Genomic DNA, 22,613 nt, shown 5'->3' with positions numbered 1-22,613 from the left:
CAAGGAATGGTAGGATAGTAGCTAGCCTTGCGGGGCCAGATGCCGGATCAATAACCGGTCTCCGCTATAGCCTGCAGGCGCAAACACCCGGGGGGATCAACGTGGGTGATCAATCTTCTGATACATTCGTTGATGTGCCATCTGGCGATTATTCAGTGACTGTTAAGGGCGTTTGCAACGGATCAGTGGAAGTATCGAGTACTGAAAATATTACAGTTCCCGGTAATTACCAGCTAATGGCAGCAACTACCAGCCGTAAAAGAAATACGTTGAACAGCTGCAGCACAGGGCAAATCGGTGTGACCATAGTGGACGGCCGCCGGCCGTATACAATAAATATCGATGCGCCAGCTGGTTATACGGGGCCTACCACATTTGTTACCTATAATAAAACGTACGTTATTGATAATCTATCGGCTGGTTCCTATACGGTAACCGTAACGGACACATGTGGCCAGGGAATGCCTCCTAAGACCATAGATATCACTGAAATGCCGCCGATGTCACAAATGGATATTCATCCGTTTAACTTGCTGCCAGTACCGGCTACCTGCAACCGGATGGAGATGCTTTCCCCTACCTTACCTGGCGATGACGGCGCCTCATACTGGCAGCCGGGTACGCCTTTAACTTCCAGTATGTCATTTGATGGTGGAGATAAAATACCCTATAAACCAACCTATTCGGGTATAAGAGATACCCTTCCATTGCCTTCCGGTTTAACGTTTAAGGACATATATGGGAAAAAAGTAACTGTTTTCATCAAATCGCCCTGCGGAGAAGAGGTGGCGATAGATGTACCTCTGGGCTTTCCTTCACTGAGTCTTTCATCATCCAATAATTGCAATATTAACTTTGATGCGCACTATTTTGTTACCGGAGAGATTGTGTGCCCGCCCGTGTTTGTTAGCTTCAAAAATAATAGCACGGGTGAGATGAAGTATGATACAATTTCAGATCTAGAGTCTGGAACAACGGCTGGGCTCCCATTTGGTAGTTATACCGTTACCTGTACTTCATCCGATGGTTATCCAGTATATCAAAATGCCAATTGGATAGTAAATGCAGCGCCCAATCCGTACAGGGCGCAAGCCAATGCCCATAGTACCGGACCGGCAGGGAACGATGGCGCCGCGTCTTTCTTTATATTACGGAACGGCAGCAACTTTACTGCCAATACAACTATCAAACTGCTAAGCCCGTCCGATTATTTCTATGAAGGAACTCCTTCGTCCGCGACCTCTGTGCATCCGGTACAGGTGTCACTGCCGCCCAAATCCGGTTATTTTCACCCTGGGAATTATGTTTTTACGGTTACAGATGGTTGTAACACTTATAATGTTCCAATTACTGTCAGAGAGACGGATGTGTACCGTTACAACTGGACCTACGATCTGCAGCCAACCTGTAATGGAATGGCAGTCGTTCGGTCTGGCACTGCTATGTATAAAAATAACAGTCAGCCTGTTTATTTTAAAATATTGTCGGGTCCTCCCGGTTATAGCTCCAAAATTGTACCGATCGATACGCCGCTGATATTACCCTTGCCTGGTGTGTATACTGTCGGAATGTCCGCGAGCCCCACCAGCGTCGATAGCTTTGGCGTAAATGTAAAGACGATTGTTTATGAGAATAAAACATTAGCGGTAGATACGATTCATACATTTGGTTGGGTTTGCCCCAGTTTGCCGGATGATTCCGGCTACATCAGGACCGCTGCTGTTAATGGAGTGCCTCCGTACACATTTAGCATAATACCGGCCGAACTGGGACAGAATGGTACGCCTATTGCTTCTAACACCAGCGGCCGGTTCAGTACTTCTGCTTCAAATGGTAGTTATACATTAACAGTTGATAAGAGCTATATTATAAAAGTGGTGGATGCCTGTGGTGCAAAAACCACGCAAGCGATCAAGATAATAGATCTTATTACCGCACAAGTAGCAAAGTCTGATAAACCGCAGTACTGCATAGGAGAGAACATCTACCTCAGTGTGATCAATCTACCGACTACCGCCGATACCTATCAATGGACCGGTCCCGACGGATTTTCCAGCACGGCCCCTGCACCGGTGGTTACTGGCGTAAAACCTAGCACAGTAGGTACCTATCATGTGGTTATCAACTCTGATATCTGCCGCGACCCAATTATAGATGATGTGGAAGTAGACCTTGCGCCGTTTGTAACAGACTGCTACAGCGCCATCACGGACACCAGCGTGAACCCATATTTCTATGGCCTGCTGGGCGAATGGCGGCCTGCCCGTTCTTACACTTATTATGGGACAAGGACTGCGAAAGTTAGTGACACGCAACAAACAGACATCAGCACAGATGGCGCCTTCACAGATTTTACCGCATTCTGGAAAAATGCCGCCGGGGCCTGGTCATCTGACCCTGTGGATACCACCCGATGGGTATGGAACGCAGAAAGCACCCTCTTTAACCGTAAAGGCTTCGAGCTCGAAAATAAAGACCCGCTGGGCCGTTACAATGCCGGGTTATATGGTTATGACTATAGCGTGCCAGTAGCGGTGGTACAGAACAGCCGTTACAGGGAGTCTGCTTTTGAAGGATTTGAGGACTACTTTTTTGAACCTGTTATCTGTGATACGACATGCGCCGTAGGCCGACGGTTCGATTTTTCTGCCTATAAAGCTAACATTGATTCTACCCAGCAGCATACCGGCAGGTACAGTCTGCGGGTGAATGCCGGCTCATCAGCCGGTATAAGCGCAGCACTGGTAGCCGCAGATACAGATGTCTCCGGTCTGAATTTCAATACAGGCACTGGCGTCTGCGCAGATGGGAATATCGCTTTAAAAAGCATAAGAGCAGATGCGAATGCAATATTGCCTGGGTTTTTACCCATACCTGGTAAGGAAATACTGGTAAGCGCATGGGTAAAAGAAGCACAGGATTGCAACTGCCAAAGCTATACAGGAAGCCAGGTAAGCCTGACGGTGGAGAACGGCGGGGGTAATATAATTGTTAACGCCAAACCTATTGGCGGCATCATTGATGGCTGGCAACGGGTGGAAGGCGTAATAGCTGTGCCGGCATCCGCCACTCGCATATCTGTTAACCTGGTGTCAACCGGTAGTTCCATTGTATACTTCGATGATGTAAGGGTGCATCCCTACAACGCCAATATGAAGTCGTTTGTATACAATGCCATAAATCTGCGTCTGATGGCAGAACTGGATGAAAATAACTATGCTACTTTCTATGAGTACGATGATGATGGCACATTGATCCGTTTGAAGAAAGAAACAGAAAGAGGCATAAAAACAATTAAAGAAACAAGAAGCGCATTGTTAAAAGAGCAATAGTATATGAAGTACCGGAATGTTTTACTGACTGGAGTGATGGTTTTGCTGGCGGCCTATCTGCCGGCTGCGGCGCAGGCAGATCATAATATTGACCTGGCCATGCAGGCTATAAAAGAGATACAGCATGGTTATAATACCCGGCCTATGTCATTTGATATAGTCTATACCTATAGCAATGAGCATACGCCAGGTAAAGTGCTGGATTCGATGAAAGGCAGGATAGAGTTGTCAGGCGCTGACTCCCGCTGTTTGCTTAGAAATACGGAGTCCATACACAACAGCCGGTACAATGTGATATTGTTTGCGGAAGATAAGATCATGTATCTCGCCAAATCTGATACCGCAGTAAACAGCGCCGATCTGCTACAGCCGATCCGTACTGCCCTGCAAACTGCAGGTGTGACAGACTGTGGTATATCCTATCAGGGCAGTAAGAAAACTGTACAGATCAGCTTCCGGGCAGGGGCGCCTTATAAAAGCCTGCAGATAACAGTAGATACGCTCTCCGGACATCTACAGGCCATGCGGTACGTGGTGAAGACTGCGCTACTTATGGATGCTGCTGCCGGAGGCGATGCAACACCCGGTGAAGGATATGAGGAATACGCTACCGTGCAGGCCGTGTTTGAAAATTATGATGATACCCCACCCGGTCAGGACCGGTTCGATGAGCAGGCTTTCTTCCAGCGTGAGGGAACCGATCTCAAAGTAACGGCCGCCTACCAGGATTATAAAATATTTATAGGATCTCCCAATCTATGAAAGATATGAAGCAATTTTTGCGGAAACAAATTGGCAGATGGATAACACTGTGCCTGTTGTTAGTGGCAGCCGGCAGTGTTCATGCACAGACCGGAAATAACGTAGTGTTTAAGAAGGTGCTGGATGGCAGTAGAGGACAACTGGTGAAGGATTCGGCTATCACGGTACGGGATACCGCTTTCTTCAGCACCACTTTTCAGAACAAGCTGGACACGCCTTACAGCGTTATGAACGTAATTACGTTCCGGATCAACGAATACTCGCCGTTATACCTGCGGGCTCCCTTTACGGCTAGTGCTAAGGTGCGTATTTATTATATCACGCCGCAGCATACAGTAGATTCCATTGACGAGAAAATACTGGACATCAACTATGATACCACCAGGGCTTATTCAGCCCGGAATAGCTTTGTGTTCAAAAATGCGCACGAGGTTACGGTGAAGGTGTTGAGTATGACCGTATCCATACCGGATCTATTGCCGGCGCTTATGATAGAGAATGAGATGCAGGTACACCCGGTATATAAATTATCCTGCACAGCGGATGCTATTAATAGCATATATGCGGATAATACCGCCAATACCGATTCCACGGACGAGATCCGGATCAGTTGGAGCACAGTTACGGGAGCAGATGTATATGACCTGGAGTGGGCTTATATTGACTCATCCGCTTTGGGCCGGTATGGTACGCCGCCCAATGCGGATCTGTTATTCAAAAATAACGCCACCAGGGTTACTATAAGTGATAATGCCTATAAAGTGCCATTATTGTATGATAATGGTGGCGTGCTCTTTTTTAGGGTACGCGCCGTACAGGAAAAGCCCGGCAACCGGCGGGTGGAAACTGCCTGGAGCTCTGACTTCACCACCGGTTTGGGGCGTTTCTCCTTTACTGGCCATCAGCGTAACCTGAACTGGCAGTCAGATATCAGTTTCGCAGAAGACGGTAAACGGAAAGCGGTCGTGCAATATCTCGACGGAGGATTGCATAGCCGGCAAACCGTTACAAAAGACAATACCACTAATACAACGGTGGTGGCTGAGTCTTTTTATGATTACCAGGGCCGGCCGGTAGTACAGGTTATGCCTGCGCCTACATTGAATACGATCATTAAGTATAGCCGGAATTTTAATAGTGCCGCCAATGGCGCTGAGTACGATAAGGATCAGTATGATCATCTGGAAGACCCCAATGAGTTCCTGACAGCCAGTGCGGCGCCCATGTCAACAGGTAGTGGCGCCAGCCAGTACTATTCACCGGAGAATCCAGATAAAGATAATGGCTCCAGCCGTTTTATACCGGATGCCGGCGGCTACCCCTTTACTGAGACCTCCTATATGCAGGACAATACCGGTCGCATTAGCCGGCAAGGAGGATTAGGACCGGTCTTTAAAATGGGCAGCAACCATGAAACAAAGTATTTCTATGGCAGCCCGGGGGATAATGACCTGGATGCGTTATTTGGCACGGAGGCCGGCGATAAGACGCACTATTTCAAGAATATGGTGCGTGACGCCAACGGCCAGTATTCCGTAAGTTATGTGGATATGCATGGCCGTACCATCGCTACCGCGCTGGCTGGTATGCCGGATAGCGCTAACCTGGACCCCCTGCCTTCTTACAGCGTTTATAATACAACGGCCAACCTTTCCGGCCCCGGTAAAAATATGGTGAAGGAGCTGGTGATGGAAACTCGCCAATCACAAGCCGTGACCATTGATGCCGATTATACGTTCAATTATCATCTTACGCCGCCGGTATTACAGAAAAAAGATTGTGATGGTAATACTGTTTGTTATAATGGCTTGTATGATCTTGAGATCACTATCACCGATGATAGCCAGAACCAGCTGATGCCGGATAAGAAGCCTTTTAAAGCTATTGTGCGTAATTATACGCCAGGCGCTATTGAGGCGGGGAACTGTAATGATGCAGCGCCGGTGCTGGATACCAATTTTACTATCCGCCTTAAGAAAGGCAGCTACGAGATCACTAAACAGCTCACGGTTAGCACAGAAGGGATGGACTATTACCGGGATAATGTATATATGCCGGCTAACCTGTGTAAGACGCTGGACGATTTTATAAGTCAGCAGCTTGCGCTGGTGGCAAATATAGAATGTACGCCTACCTGTCAGTCTTGCCTGACAAGTATAGGAAGCCTGGACAGTTTTCGTGTGCACTACATGAACAGGATCGACTCCGGCGGTAATGTAGCGGACTATGAGAAGGATATCGAGGTAGCATATAATGACGCCGTAGCCAGCTGTGACGCATTGTGTAATAAGTTATCAGAGACGGATGATATAAGGATGGCCATGCTGATGGATATGACGCCTCCTTCTGGCCAATATGCCGATATCAGTAATGTAAATGATAGTCATTCTATATTTTATAGCACCGGTAATGATCATCCGCCCTATTATCAGAGTGGCGCGTTAATTTACCGCGATGAGACCGGCCAACCTGATTCTGCCTATAATGAGCTCAGTAACAGCAACGTACTGCCTCAACAACTGAGCCCCACCCAATTTGCTAGTAAATTCAATGATACCTGGGCGGAGACATTGCTGTCTTTCCACCCCGAATACTGCAAGTTGGTTGAATTGGAAAAACATGCGGCCAGTACCCGCTGGGACCGGAAGTTTGAAATAGTGGATACCTATGCGGAAGCGAAAGCCCTGGGATACCTGAACCCAACTGCTAATCCGGCTTATACCAGCTACAACCTGGTAGCAGATAATAAGGATTCCCTGGCGCAGGAAAGCGCGGAATTACAAGGTCTGCTGGAAGGTAAACTGACCAATTTCCAGCAAAATTACTCCATGTGGAGTGTAGCGGTAATTGCAATAAAATGTCCCCAGTCTGACAATGCCTGTATGGTGAAATACGGAAATGCGCAGGCCGCCTTTGACGAGGCAAGTCTGTGTCCGGGTGAGCTGGATATGGCATGGCGGGCTTTCCGTGGTTTATACCAGCAGGCTAAGCGGGATATCATTAATGCGAAAATAAATGCCGCTTGTCAGGTGTCCGCATCCGATCTGGCCGGCAAGCAACTGCATTTTAACAATACACAGGACGCCCTGAATCAGCAACAGCTGGGTTATCTGAACAATGGGGATGCCACCACTGCAGCAGCTGCTGCTACTGCGGCTTTGCAACAAGCGTATGATGAGAACTGCAAAGCATATGCGGAATATTGGCTGCAGCAGTTGGCGCCTTGTGCCTTTGCTAATACAACAGAATGGAATGAAGTAAAAGATAAGTTGGTACAAGTATGTAAGGACGGATCTGATCTTGACCATCCTTATGGGTCCAGTACGGTAAAACCAGGCGGCAGCTATGATTACCACAGTTTCGAAGAGGTGATAGGGAGGTATAACACTGAGCATCCAGGTAAGCCATTTGGGTGTAACGCGATGATGATAACGGTGCCGAAACCATATGACAGGCAGCCTGCTTATGCGGATAAGCCAAGTTTTACCAAGCCGGCGGATTGTGAGTGTGATAAATTACAGCAGCTGCAAAAGGAATTTGTGGCAAATAAGCGGTTATCAGACGTAGACTTGTCTGCCTATCTTAAACGCACGAGGAATGTAGTTATAAGCTCCGCAGATATAAACAAACTGATAAATGCGTGCAATAGCGCTTCCAATTGCGCCTACACAGATGCCCCATTGAAAATTCCTGCGTTGATGCAGTGTAATACAGGGCCCGGGTGCGCTACCTGTCATGTGGTGGACAGCTTGTTTACAATATTCACCCATGACTATCCGGATGTAGTACCAAGCGTGGAGGAGTCAGATACCACTCAGCTGCAGAAGAACCAACTGTTTGCCGGTTATATGAACAATCGCCTGGGCTTTGATAAACAGGCCTGGGAATATCTTAAGTTCCGGGATAGCTGTCAGCATACATCTTCGAGGGATACGGTAGTGTGTACGCCCAGTCAATTGCTACGGACATATTCTACGGGGGCGTCAGCCACGGATGTTTTCAGTGATATTGTAAAGACAGCGGATAATGGGTACTTGTTGGTAGGATCTACAACAGGTAGTGGTAACGGAGGCAAGGATGCTTATGTCGTTAAAACAGACAGGTTTGGAAACTTCCAGTGGGCAAAAACCTATGGCGGAACAGGGAATGATGATTTTGTGCGCATGAGACCTACTAAGGATAACGGGTATATTGCTATTGGTACTACTACATCTTCTTATTCAGCAGGTCATGTGAGCGATGCTTTTATCGTGAAAATGGATGTGAACGGAGAGGTGCAGTGGAGCCGTGCGATAGGTTTTAAAACAACTAATGGGGAGCAAGGGATGGATATCCTCCCGATCGGAGATGGTTATGCATTTGCCGGTGAGTTTAATTTCGAAAGGGTAGTGGGAGACTGGATGGTGGGCCGGTTAGATAGTTTAGGACATACTATTTGGACCCAAAGAATAGGAACACAAAATTCGGATCCCACCTTAAAGCTGTTAGATGACGATGGAACATTGGTGGCAGCTGGTACATCTGTTTATGGTAGCAACTACAATGGCGTATTGTTGAAAATAGAGATGGAAAGTGGCCAGGTAGTATTCAGCAGACAATATGATCTTGATTCTAGAACAAACTGGTTTCTTAATATATTTAAGAATAATAATGGTTATAAGATCAATGTATTGAACGCAACTGACTGGGGAAATAAGGATGGCGTTGGTGCAATATTAGACCTGGATAAACAAGGTACTATATTGTCTGCAAAAAAGGTGGCAGTACCTGCCGGCAACGAGGATTCCTGGTTGGCTATTAACCGCAATTCAGATGGTAGTACAATCGCGGCCCAGGTGCTCGCCAAATCACCCCAGGATATCGTCTTACATAGGACAAATCAGGACGGTGACGGTCTGGCCTGGTCAAATCTGATACAAGCGGATGGAGTGCAGGCCATATATGCCCTTACCCAAAATGAGGATGGCACGATTGCTGGCGTCGGGGGAAGTGATAACAAAGGATTATTGCTGCTTACTAATGCGGAGGGCAAAACCGGTTGCGGCGACGTACCTGCAAATAATAGCTATCAGAATTGTATCATGAGTGAACTGGACTATGAATATGGTGAGTGGGAACTGATAGATACGATTCGGTTTATTTCGGTAGTAGCTAAGGCAGCTAACGTAACGCCGGGTATTATCAATTGCCCGGGATACGAGAACTGTTACACCTTCAACAACGGCCCGCTGCTTTGTGGTAATGCATCGCCGGTATTTCCTGCAGCTGCAAGCGATAACAATAATTGTTCTGATAATGACTTCTTTGCGACCAGTACCGGATCAGAGCTGTATTATGCCTACAGGGATTCTGTACGTAACGCTTTTAACCAAGACTACCTGAATACTGCATTGCAGGCAGCGAACAAGGAGCTGTTTACAGTCAATTATAACAATAGTGAGTACCACTATACCTTATATTATTATGATCAGGCAGGAAACCTGGTAAAAACAGTCCCGCCGGCAGGTGTGGTGGTGAACCGTACGCAGGCCTGGGCTAATGATGTGAAAGCCGCAAGTGCGGCAGGTAATTATTTAGTGCCGGCACATACAATGGCAACCAGGTATTATTATAACACCCTGAATAAAGTGATCAAACAGGAAACACCAGATGCGGGCACCAGCCATTTCTGGTATGACCGCCTGGGCAGGCTGGCGGTTTCGCAGAATGCGAAGCAGGAGCCGATGGATGCATATAGTTATACACAGTATGATCCGCTTGGTCGCGTTGTAGAAGTAGGGGAGATCACAAGCAGTGCTGGGATGAGTGATGATATCAGCCGGAGCGATGATGTTTTATCTGAATGGTTTACTGGCGCTGAAAATACCAAGACACAGATCACCCGTACTGCTTATGACAAGCCTTACACGCCGCTGGAAGGTGATGAAGATGGGCATATATTGGCAGCTGCGAATGCCCGTAACAGGGTGTCCTGGTCAGCTGTCTATGATACCAAAGTTGATCTTGATCAGTATAAGTATACAGCCGGAACTTTTTACAGCTATGATGTCCTTGGTAATGTGGATACACTGGTGCAAGACTTTAAGAGAAGTATCCTACAGGTCACTAACAACCGTTGGCGTAGAATGGTGTACAACTATGATCTCATCAGTGGTAAAGTGAACCAGGTGGCTTACCAGCCAGGCGAATCAGATGCATTTTATCATCGCTATAGTTATGACGCGGAGAACCGGATGACGAACGTGGAGACCAGCCATGATAGTATCTACTGGGAGAATGACGCTTTTTACCGGTATTATAAGCATGGTCCCTTAGCCAGGACGATACTGGGCCAGCAACAGGTGCAGGGCCTGGACTACGCGTATACGCTGCAAGGTTGGCTGAAGGGTGTTAATAGTACCTCGCTGACATCCGCTTCTGATATGGGCGGCGATGGCACCGCAGGCAATATAGTGGCCAAAGATGCGTTTGGTTTTGCTTTGCACTATTTCGGCGGCCGCGATTATAACTCTATTAAGAGTGGTGTAAAACCGTTTGCAGAGGGGGCGGATGCCGGTAGCAACTTCCGACCGTTGTTTAACGGTAATATCGCTGCTATGAGCGTGCATGTGCCTTTCCTGGGAGAGCCATTGCTGTACGCTTATAATTATGATGTGCTGAACCGGCTGACGGCGATGAACGCCTTACGTAATCTGAATACGGCTACCAATACCTGGGCGCCTTCTCTATTAGAGGACTTTAAGGAAAAAGTGACTTATGACGCCAATGGCAACATACTGAGTTACCTGCGGAATGGTAACCAGACATTTGCCGGCAAGCCCTTGGGAATGGATAGTCTGTCATACGCTTATATATCCGGCACAAATCAATTAGACCATATTGAGGATAAAATTGATTCAACGGTGTATGACAATGATATAGATAATCAATTAGGGGGAAATTATGGTTATGATCCTATTGGAAATCTTATACAGGATAGTAAGGGAGGTATTGATGAGATTAAATGGACGGTGTATGGTAAGATCCAAAGTATTCATAAAACCAATGGTACTACTATAAGCTATACATACGACGGCACTGGAAACCGTATCAGTAAAGATGTGAATGGAAAACAGACCTGGTACGTAAGGGATGTCAGCGGTAATATCATGAGCGTATACACCAGCGGCGATGCCAGCGTAAATAATGGCGACCTTACCCGGACTGAGGCCGGTCTGTATGGTAGCAGCCGGTTGGGTATAAGCAAGTTATATGCCAATATACAGAACAAAGTAGCGCCTGTTCCCACGAACATACCAGGACTAGGAACCGGAATAAATGTTACTTTTACGCGCAATAACAAGATCTTTGAATTAAGTAACCATTTAGGTAATGTGTTGGCTACAGTTTCTGATGTGCGGAAACCAGTATCCACCAATGGCAATACGATCGATCACTACGAGGCGAATCTTACTTCTGCACAGGATTATTATCCCTTCGGGATGTTAATGCCCGGTAGAAATGGACACAAAATAGCTGGTGGTTGGGCTTCTGGAAATAGTGTGGTGAATGGACATAGTGTGCCGGAGTCGTTGAGTATTGGTAGCAGGAGTGGCAATCAGCCAGGCCAGTATGCCGCCTCAAAGACAATTAATTTTACGGAAGGGTTCAATAGTGGGGTTAATGATCGGTTTGATGCGATTATTGCAGATGGTTCATATGACGGCGGAAGCGCTGAAGGTGGCGGTAGCGATGCGCTGAACGGATATCGTTATGGGTTTAATGGACAGGAGAAGAGTGATGAAGTGGAAGGAGGGGGAAGTGGTTATACCGCAGAATTTTGGGAATATGATGGCAGAATTGGAAGACGTTGGAATATAGATCCTCGTCCAACAGTTGGGATAAGTGATTATTCGGCTTTCGGAAATAATCCATTATTATTTAGTGATCCATTAGGAGATACAACAATTTTTTTCGATAAATCTGATAATATAGGAGTTTTCCTGGATATAGTTTCCGATCAAGGACCGAGGCGTAATATTAGAATTAGCGAAGCCGATTATTCTATATATGAAAATGTTTTTCATAATAAATATACAGAGAGGAATCTAACAAAATTGGACTACGAGAGGACAGATAAAGATCAGCTTCTGGCGGATGTGTACGTAAACGGCTTAATAGAATATGCATTGGGCCAGGAAAAGAAGACGGGTAGAGACATAATTGCATTTGGTACGGGAACTTATCAATTGGATTTCGACGGTCACGTAAGTAGCTCAGAAAATATGGTTGGTGAGAAAATTAATTTAGAAAGAAACCAGCCTAACGGTATACAAGGCTATATGTATTTGAGGGAAGTGATGGAAGATGGAGGCTTAGTGCGAGTAAATGAGTATCCTTTCACAAGTGGCCCATGGGGAAATGGGCCAACACCCAATAATTCATATGTAGCGAATCAATTTAGCTGGACGAAGGAGGAAGGAATGAGAATGTTTAATTCAAATTTAGGATGGAAACTTCATTTACCGGATTTTAATGGTAGAACCGGCTTGAGGATGCATCCCGATGTCAACAAAATTGGCACGAAAGGATGTATAGGTATTAGAGTAAATAATTATGATGTGCTGTTTAATCTTGGAAAGTTCTTGGACAGTTATATAAACAGATGTGGAACAATAAATGTTTACTTTAATATACCGGGTAATCCGGATTATGGAAATGAAGGTAAAGCGGATCCCAAGGTGAAACAATAAAGATTTTTCTATTTTTTAGTTTATCAATATGAAATACAGAATCTGTTTAATTACATCATTATGGTTAATCGGATGTGTTCAGGTAGGTCCAACAAAGACGGCTACAAATGCAGTTTCTACTAAACCTACTGATTCGTTGCTGAAAGTGAAAGAGCAAATGCAGGATTCAGCCCATGTCCGTAAAGATATTTTTGAAGAAAAGAAAGATACAGTTGGGACGCTCGATTCTTCAATAAGTGGAATTTATTTGTCTGATCCTAAATCGGTTTTAAACGCAATAGGTCCCATTGATCCGGTAGTTATCCCTGGCGAATGCGAGTGCGCTACAGTTTATAATAGGGATAAATCTCAGGTCATGATTCTTTATCCTGCTTACGGGGGCGCAAAATATGAATATGATATATATAATGTCAAATATAGTTCCTCATTTAATAGACGTGATTCGTCGTCATTTTTAGACGTTACGGAGTTTGAAACGGAAAAGGGGGTCAAGTTAGGGATGTCTGAATCTGAGTTTTTAAACATATATCGTGACAAAAAATGGGAAATCAGTGAAAAAGGAATAGAAAAAAAATACACGTTTCATAATCAGTATGAAACCTATTTGGCAATTTATACATTCAGTCATGGTATACTAGTGGAGTTTAGGATCGGTTATGATAATTCATGATCACGTAAGACATTTCGTTATCCCTTACCTTAATCTATCGTCATGTGTAAATCACTATTTGGAATTTTATTCCTATTACTCTCCTTTACTGCATTTTCCCAAACCAATCTGCAGGTAAAGAAAGATACCATCACCGTCCAAAAAGGTGAACTGGTCATTGAAAACAAAACCAGCGACACCCTGGGCTATTTATACAACACCGGCAACGGCCGTACCGCCTTCAAACGCCTGCAGCTTGTAAACCTGGGCGATACGGCGCTGGCCATCGTTGGCCAGGATACCATCACCTACAAAAGCGCCAGTATCGGCAAAAGCGTTCAATTCAAAGTAGGAGAGGGAACAGGCACTCCAGTCGCTGGCGACACCAGTTACACCAACAATGGCTTTCGCCTTGGCAATGTAAAAGTATGGCGTAACGGGCTTTTCCAGTACCGTGACCTCAATGACGGCGTCATGATGGACAGCCTCTCCGGGAAAATACGCTTTTATCCCGCTTTGGCTCAGGGTGACCGGGTATACATTGAGTCGCTGTACGGTGTAAGTCTTTCCTTCCAACTATCAGAACCCATACCTGTAGTTACGGTGCGGGATACAGCTATTACATTGCCCAATAGCGGATTAGTGCTCACACCGGGCATAGATACCCACGGTGCAACTATCAACAGCTATCAATGGATGCAGTTGTCAGGACCTTCCAGCTCCACCATTACGAATGCTACAACTGCTACTTGCACCATCACAGGGCTTGTGTCCGGGACCTACGCTTACCGATTAACCGTTACCACAACCGGTGGTAAGCAGGCTAGTGATGATTTTACCGTTCAGGTAAATACCGCCGCTGAGGCAATGGTTTTACGGGTTAACTTCTCCAATACACCTGCACCGGCAGTGCCAGGATGGTTTAACGTATATGGCCCCGTAAACGGTAATCATATAACGGCTACTGATCCTGTTACCGGATGGACTGTCGATAATGGCGGCGCCGGACCTGAATACTGGACTGGTTTCGGTACCGGTACAAACGCCAATAGTAATGATACAGATGGAGCGGTGACCGGCGATAACAGTGGTATTGTACCGGATATTGTATTACAGAGCTTCTGGTTCAATTATAGCAAAAAGTATGACTCGCTGAGTAACCTGATCATCAGCGGTTTGGATGCACAAAAATCATATAAGGTTAAACTGGTGGCCTCCCGTAAATCAGGGGTAACTGGCCCAAGATATGGTGTATGGCGTATTAATGGTGGTCAGGAGCTTCTACAGAGCGCTATTGATAATGTAACGCAACAGATGGTGGTGGGCAATGTGATACCGGATGCGGAGGGGAAGATAAAGATTGCAATGTATTCTCCGGTGGATAGCGCTACTTATGGTGATTTCTCTTATCTGAATGCGTTGATTATTGAGCAGGAGGCAGCTGATGTTCCTTGATAGTGGGATCGGATAACATCTGGATGGAGATGTTCCGCGTGAGCTCCATCCAGGTGTTAAGATGAAGCCAGGGCAGGTACTTGTATAGATTGTAAGACGTGCAAATATCTGCTCTGGTTGCTTTGGATGCCTTGTTTATGAAAGTAAACGGAAGTATTGAACTGGTTGAGTTGGCCAATGGAAATTTTTTTAGGAAAAAGTTGCATGTTCCATAAAATATATAAATCTTTGTCATGAATCGTCTATACCTATGAGTTGAAAATCGGTGAGCAGTACACACCCCTTGATTCTACTCAAAATAACAAGAGAAAAAAAACCGTAAGTATGTAACCCAAAATAATGACAATTTAAGGATGCATCCCTGGAACGTATGAAAGAACGCAAACGTATTGCATGCTATTGTAATTGTCATCTATACCGGGCGGTCATAGCCGCGTTTTCTCTGCTTGTATATATAAATTAAAGGCACGCGGGTAACCGCATGCTTATACCTTATGAATGTTATCACTTTGTTTGTGAACTCGTACCTACATATCATTATGGACATTTTGTTGATGGCATGTGCACCAGCGGCGATTCGGGCATATGGAAATTCCTATGCACCTCACAGAATAGACAATAAAAATTAAGCTAAATAATATTTACATGATACTGGCACTTGCTGCAAGAGGTAGGAAAACAATTGCGATTATTTGGTTGGTGTTACTTTACAGTGAAGTAGTACTGCCAGGTTATGCACGGGGGGGGCATAGTGCGGATAACTACCGCATGGGTATCTCCGCTGTGTCTGTCAGGCATACAGAGGGAATTAAGACTCCTGCCGTCAATATTGCGACTGTAACAACTACGGGGAAAAAGCTAACGATGCGCAAACCCATCGCTGCTGAAAGTATTGGTGGCCCGGGACAGCCAGAAAGTAAGGCTTTCCATCCGGCTGATAATACCAATATGGTGGACCTGTTCACCGGAGATTTTTCCTATACCATCCCTTTGATGGATGTAGGCGGGTATCCTATTACCATTGGTTATAACAGCGGCGTTACTATGGACCAGGAGGCCAGTTGGGTAGGCCTGGGCTGGAATCTAAACCCGGGCGCAATTACGCGTAATATGCGTGGTTTGCCTGATGAATTCAATGGTACGGATTCAATAGAGAAGATAACATCTATAAAAGATAGCCGGACTATCGGTGTATCATTAGGCGCTGGCGTAGAGGTGGTAGGTACGTCTATTGATAAGATCGTGAAAAAGGGAATAGCCGGCAGTCTGGGTGTTTTTCATAATACCTACAGGGGCTGGGGAATTGAAACCAGTTTAGATGCCACGATCAATCTGGGCGCGCATGGCCAGGGGCCATTTACCGCGGGTTTGTCCTTAACCAATAATTCCCAGGAGGGCGTTACCTTATCGCCTTCTCTCTCATTCAAAACGACAGAAGCAATTTCGAAGGAACTGGGTGGTTTTTCCGGTGGGCTCTCCCTGGGGACTGCTTATAATTCGCGGACAGGGATGAAAGCGCTTCAGCTTTCCAGTGATATATGGGCGCCATCCAGGTCTGTTGGGTTGTGGCGTAACACAGGCAACCTAATTTCTTTTGCTTATCCATCTTATACCCCCACGATCAGTATTCCGTATACTAACAGTATGTTTTCCGCTACGTTTAAGATAGGAGGTGAAGTGGGTGTAGTGCACCCTTCTGCGACAGTTACCGGCGACGTGGCTACACAATACATTGCACCAGAGGACCAGCGTCGTAAGCTACCGGCATATGGTTATCTGAACTATCAGAACGCTACAGATCCTGCCGCACTCCTGGATTTTAACCGCGAGAAAGACATCCCTTACAGGGAAAAACCGGCAGTGCCCAATGTTGCCGTACCGTCTTACACCTATGATGTATTTTCAATGACCGGTGAGGGGACAGGTGGAATGTTCAGGGCTTACAGGGGTGATATTGGCTTCGTCCACGATCCCTACATGAAAACAGGCAGCGGGTCTGACCGCATAAGCCTGGATGTGGGATTAGGTAACATCGCGCATGGCGGGGTTGACCTTAATTTTGTAGATGCATACACAGAAACGGGCCCCTGGAAGATTGAAAATCCATTGGCTACTACCATAGGCTTTAAAAAATCAGATAAACTTTTTGAGGCTTCATATTTCCGCAACCCGGCAGAAAAAGTGGTTAATACCCGATCATTTTATGATGCAATAGGTGGGGATGACCTGGTAACAGCGGACATATACCAGCCGGGCAACAGCAGCAGTTTGCTGACTACCACCGGCTTGCTGGACCGGTATAGGAACAAGCGTTATATAGACCAGGTCCCGCTCAGGAAGGAAACCGCCTTTAAGACGGCGCGTGATAAAAGAACACAAGTAATTAGTTATCTCACTGCTAAAGAAGCCAGTGTGGTGGGCCTTAACAAATATATTGAGAATTACACGCCTAATACCTTTGGCCTTTATGGTTGCAATGATGTTTTCCCGGATGAGACTACTGCTCCCGGTACTGGTCTTTTGGGCAACTATTATAAAGGGGAGCTTAAGTTTCGTGGCCTTAGTACTGCAGGGCTGATAAAAACATGGAAAGGCAGCCGGGTGGATTCGGTGATCAGTTTCCAAAGCTCGGGACAGCTTACCGCAGGACTGCCCGACATGGGAGACATCTACTACGTTACCTGGACGGGTAAATTGAAAGCTGATATCACCGGTCCCTACGAGATAACTACAGACAGTGACGATGGCGCGGTATTGGTCATGAACGGGCAGGAGGTATCGAACCGCTGGGATATACAAGGGGAAGGCGAAGAAACAATGGGGCATGCGCATGTGAACCTGGTTGCGGGTGAAACCTACGACATAGAACTACGGTACTTTCAATATAAGAAAAAGGCGGCAGTGCGGCTTTACTGGGAGTACCCCAGTCATTCCAGACGGATCATTCCCAAAGAATTCCTATACCCACCCAGTGCAAAGGACACTTTTTCCGCAGGGATAGGCCTTAATGCAACGGGGGAAGCAGATACCCTTATATCAAAAGAGAAAAGGGTTAATGGATTCCGAAAAGAGAACCACTTGTCTGAAATAGATGTCCTGAATACTGACGGGAGAAGATATGTTTATGGCCTGCCTGTATACAACCTGAAACAACAAGAAGCTACTTTCGCAGTAAACGCGGCAAATGGTAATTTAAAGGACGGCCTGGTAAAATATAAGCCTGGTGAGGATGATACAACTTTAAACCAAAATGGCATAGACCATTATTTTAACCGGGAAGAAGTGCCGGCCTATCCGCATTCTTTCCTGCTTACCGGTATACTCTCTCCGGATTATGCGGACCTTACCGGCAATGGTATCTCTGATGATGACCCGGGGGATGCGGTGAAGTTTAATTACTCCAAAGTAGCGGGCATCCACAATCCTTTTAGCTGGCGCGCGCCCTACACAGACAGTGCTGGTTATAGCGAAGGCCTGCGTACAGACAGCCGCGATGATAAAGGGAACTACGTATACGGTGAAAAGGAACTATGGTACCTCCATTCCATTGAGTCCAAAAATATGATCGCCACCTTTAAGGTAGGCGAAAGGAAAGATCTGTTGGCCATTGACAGGACTGGCCACAAAATGCCCGGGCCAGGAAAAAGACTGGAGGAAATTAACCTTTATACCAAGGCAGATTTCATGAAGAACGGTTTTAAGGCGACGCCCGTTAAAACGGTACACTTCCGGTATAGTTACCGCCTGTGCCGGGGAGTTAATGGTACAGCAGTCGACAGCGGCAAGCTAACCCTGGACAGTATTTTCTTCACCTATAACGGCAACAGTGACGATAAAGGAAAGCGTAATCCATATGTCTTTTATTATAATAGTAAGAACCCGGACTATAATATTAAGTCATACGATCGTTGGGGTAATTATAAAGATCCTTTGCAGAATCCCGGTTCTACCGCTGCTAATCCTATCACCAATGCGGAATATCCCTATGCGTTACAGGATAGCACTATCGTGGCGGCGAATGCCGCCGCCTGGACGCTGGATTCTATTGCGCAACCAGCAGGCGGCCGACTGAAGATCACGTACGAGGGCGATGACTATGGCTATGTACAAAATAAGCGGGCTGCTCAGCTATTTAAGATCGCGGGTTTCGCCGCTTCAGCGCCGGACAGTTTAAACGATCTCAGTAACAGGTTGTATAGTCAGCAGCTGGATGATATACGGGACCACCTGTATGTGGCGATCAAGGTGCCGCGGCGGGTAACAACCAGACAGCAGGTATACGCCTGGTATCTGGAAGGCTTGCAAAACGCCTATTTCAAGCTATTTGTAAAAATGCCTGCTGATCAGTGGGGGAATGGCAATGAGTACGTGCCATGTTATGGCACATTGGACCTTGGGGGCGGATATGGATTTATTGATAACGGCAATACGATATGGGTCAAGATAAGGGGCATTGAGAATGACGGAACAGACGGCGGCTCCTCCAGCCCGTTGGCTAAGGCTGCTATCCAGTTCCTACGTCTGAATTTGCCTTCCAAGGCATTCCAGGGGTCAGAAGTAGGCGATGACGTGAGCCTCGCTTCCGCCGTTCAGGCCGTTTTAGGAATGACGGAGAATGTGATGACAATGTTTTCCTCATTTGACCATACGGCGCGGATGAAAGGCTGGGCAAAGGAGGTGGATCTTAATCGTACTTACATCCGTCTTGACAATCCATTCTTAAAAAAATATGGAGGCGGCCTCCGGGTGAAACGTATTGTGACCTATGACCACTGGAATACAATGACCGGCCAGCAGGAGTCTGTATACGGCCAGGAATACCAGTATACCACCACAAAACTGGTAAATGGCGTGCAGGAGACGATCAGCTCTGGTGTAGCTGCTTATGAGCCTATACTGGGCGGAGAAGAGAACCCCTGGCGGGTGCCCATACAATATGCAGAGCAGGTAGCAGCCCTGGCGCCGGTAACGGATGGGTATACGGAAGCGCCGCTGGGCGAATCCTTTTTCCCTGCGCCGGTAGTAGGGTACAGTAAGGTACGGGTGCGATCTATACATACCAAGAACACCCGCTCTGCCAATGGGTACACAGAAACCAGTTTCTTTACTGCATATGATTTTCCCACTATTGTCGAGCGTACGGAGCTGGCAGATAATAAAAAACGCTATAAGCCAGCCGTGGCCAATTTTCTCCGTATTGACGCCAAACATTTTCTGGCGGTAAGCCAGGGCTTTAAGGTAGAGCTGAATGATATGCATGGCAAGATCCGTTCCCAGGCAACTTATGGGGAGGCTGATCCGAATAATTATATCACGTATACGGAGAATTTTTATCATGTGGATGATATTAATGCGGAGTTTAAGCATTTGAATAATACGGTGAGGGTATTGCCGGTCTTTTCAGTTGATCAGATTCCTATTGTTGATTCAACTGCTAGTATTGGAAAGGACGTAGAATTGATGGTGGATATGAGGGAACAGCATTCTGTTACAAATGCCTATAACATAGAGATAAACACAGAAATGTTTGCAGCGGCTGTTTTTCCATTTATAATACCCAGCCTGCTGAACCTGGCCCAGCGCGATGAAACTAAGTTCCGTTCTGTTGCTACTACCAAGGTCATAAACCGACATGGTATCATCGACAGTGTACTCGCTATAGATAAGGGTAGCCGCGTCGTGACTGCTAGTACCTTATATGACGGAGAGTCAGGAGAGCCTATTGTAACGTCCACACAAAATGAATTTAATGATCCGCTTTATCACACTACTTATTCCGCGGCCTGGATGTACGACGGTATGGGAGGCGCTTATAAAAATATAGGCCTTACCATGGATAATATAGATATGAAAGAGGGGCGGATCACGCACGGGTTGCCTGCGGCAATGACCGCCGGTTATTTTGCATCCGGCGATGAGCTATTGATCTGGTCAAAGCCGAAAACATCTGGTGCTGACTGTAATCCGGATATTGCCACCTGGCCATCAGGCGGCAAGATATGGGCGCTGGATGGGAATATGATGAACGGGGGGACGCCAAATATCTATTTTATCGACGCAAATGGAGTTCCCTTCAGCGGTAATGATATTTCCCTGAAAGTGATACGTTCCGGAAGGCGTAATATGGTTGCCAGTATGGGAGAACTAACGACGCTCGTTAACCCGGTGCTCAATTTGGGAAGTGTGGGTGGTCCTCTTGTGTTTTTGTTTGTTAGTTCAGGTCCTAGCAGGGTCGATTACGAAGTTACGAGCGCCAACGCCACTGAATTCAAACAATTCTGGAAAGCGGAAGACCATAAGAAGGCCGGCATCGTAACAAACTGTATTCCTTCCCCCTATAATATTAACGATTGTTCGATCAGGACCTTTGTAAATCATCCAGCCGCCAGGGAGATCTTGCCGCTATGTCCGGATGGCGCCAGCGGGGAAGCTGCTCTGATTTATAAGGTAGCAGGAGGCATTTATAGTTCTACCATTAGCCAGGAAGATGCAGATGCTAAGGCGGCGGCAGACATTGCAGCCAATGGACAGGCTTATGCCAATGCTAATGGAACATGCGTATACAAGAACAAGGGGAAGAGCCAGTCGTTTAATAAGCAATGCCCGGGTGGCGTTGCTGGTTCTGCAGTACTTTACACGGTTGGTCAGGGGATATATAGTTCTGCTGTTAGTCAAGACGATGCAGATGCGCAGGCTCAGGCTGATATAGACAGGAATGGACAGCACTATGCCGATTCAATTGGCACTTGCGGTCCACCCCGCAGAATTACCGTAAGAGGCAGGCTACCAGAAGACACCCCGGATGCAATGTTTCCTTTTGGTATCAGCGTTATCAGTACGTTGACGCATCAACCTATTACGTATACAGCAGATCCTCCGATTAATGCCGGGGGAGGAACATTCCCATACTACATCAGCTTTGATATGGAACCTAATGATAGCTATCAGGTAGCTGTTGTCAGCCAGAGCGGTATATATGCTATTGTTGGCAATGAAGAGGAGTTCTGTAATAGTAATGGGGCCAGTTTCCAGGCTGTCTCTCCCTCAGAGATCATTCTGTCGAAAACAGAATTCACGACTGGTAACGACGAACGGACCGTTGTACTCCGGAAAAATGATTGCTCCTCGTTAGTAGGGTCGTTGGTAAAGTACACCGTGCCGGCCAATACAATATTTGCATTGGGGAAAGACGCGGCGAATGCTTTGGCACAGCAGCAGATTGACCAGCAGGCGCAGGGGTACGCCAACACAAATGGTATCTGTGTGCCTGTAGCTAGCCTTACAGTAAGAAAAAAGCCTAATGCGCCATCAGCAAGTGGTCAGTTCAGGGTCATAGTTACAAACACAGATACACAGGAGGAATTGTTTAACCAATTGTTTGACGGAACGCCCTTTCCGGATTTTCAATTCCCTAATCTGCCAGTGGGTAATTACAGAGTAGAGATAGCAGCGCGTATGGAAGATGTAGTTGCGGCTGTAAATGCCGATGAAAAGACTGTAAAGAGTGCTACTTCGCAATTCTGGAATGCTACCGGCCCTATTGTAATAGAGATGTCAGAGCAACAGCAATTCTAATCATGATAAATTGATCAGATACTTATGTTAGTTATATATAAAATAGGAAAAGTGGTAACGGGGGTACTGTTTTTGTCGCTCCTGAGTATAAAACTTGTTGCACAAACA

6 protein-coding genes are annotated in these 22,613 nt (G+C 46.4%); all 6 read left to right on the top strand.

Translation table 11 applies throughout. The annotated features are described in order from the left end of the window. The first annotated feature begins 236 nt into the window (after nucleotides 1-236). The 6 genes from F0L74_RS11790 to F0L74_RS11765 all read left to right on the top strand — a co-directional run bounded on the left by F0L74_RS11790 (nucleotide 237) and on the right by F0L74_RS11765 (nucleotide 22,505). A complete protein-coding gene (locus F0L74_RS11790; RefSeq protein ID WP_149838065.1) occupies nucleotides 237-3,332 on the top strand; it encodes a hypothetical protein in 3,096 nt (1,031 codons plus the stop codon). A 3-nt stretch (nucleotides 3,333-3,335) separates the two neighbouring features. Continuing rightward, a complete protein-coding gene (locus F0L74_RS11785; RefSeq protein WP_149838064.1) occupies nucleotides 3,336-4,094 on the top strand; it encodes a LolA3 family protein in 759 nt (252 codons plus the stop codon). Between the two features lie 5 nt (nucleotides 4,095-4,099). Next, entirely contained in the window at nucleotides 4,100-12,826 is an 8,727-nt protein-coding gene (locus F0L74_RS11780; RefSeq protein ID WP_188315972.1) for an RHS repeat domain-containing protein, read from the top strand. 28 nt (nucleotides 12,827-12,854) lie between these two features. Further along, the gene (locus F0L74_RS11775; RefSeq protein ID WP_149838062.1) at nucleotides 12,855-13,496 is read left to right on the top strand and encodes a hypothetical protein; all 642 of its coding nucleotides are present in this window, start codon (nucleotides 12,855-12,857) and stop codon (nucleotides 13,494-13,496) included. 42 nt (nucleotides 13,497-13,538) lie between these two features. After that, entirely contained in the window at nucleotides 13,539-14,930 is a 1,392-nt protein-coding gene (locus F0L74_RS11770) for a PKD domain-containing protein (RefSeq protein ID WP_149838061.1), read from the top strand. A gap of 864 nt (nucleotides 14,931-15,794) precedes the next feature. Further along, nucleotides 15,795-22,505: a DUF5977 domain-containing protein gene (locus F0L74_RS11765; RefSeq protein ID WP_188315971.1), complete on the top strand. Its 6,711-nt coding sequence runs from the start codon at nucleotides 15,795-15,797 to the stop codon at nucleotides 22,503-22,505. Nucleotides 22,506-22,613: the final 108 nt, after the last annotated feature.

Source organism: Chitinophaga agrisoli (assembly GCF_008386695.1).
Taxonomy (GTDB): domain Bacteria; phylum Bacteroidota; class Bacteroidia; order Chitinophagales; family Chitinophagaceae; genus Chitinophaga; species Chitinophaga agrisoli.
The sequence above is the reverse complement of the archived record's forward strand: the minus strand, read 5'-3'. Positions and strand labels throughout refer to the sequence as shown.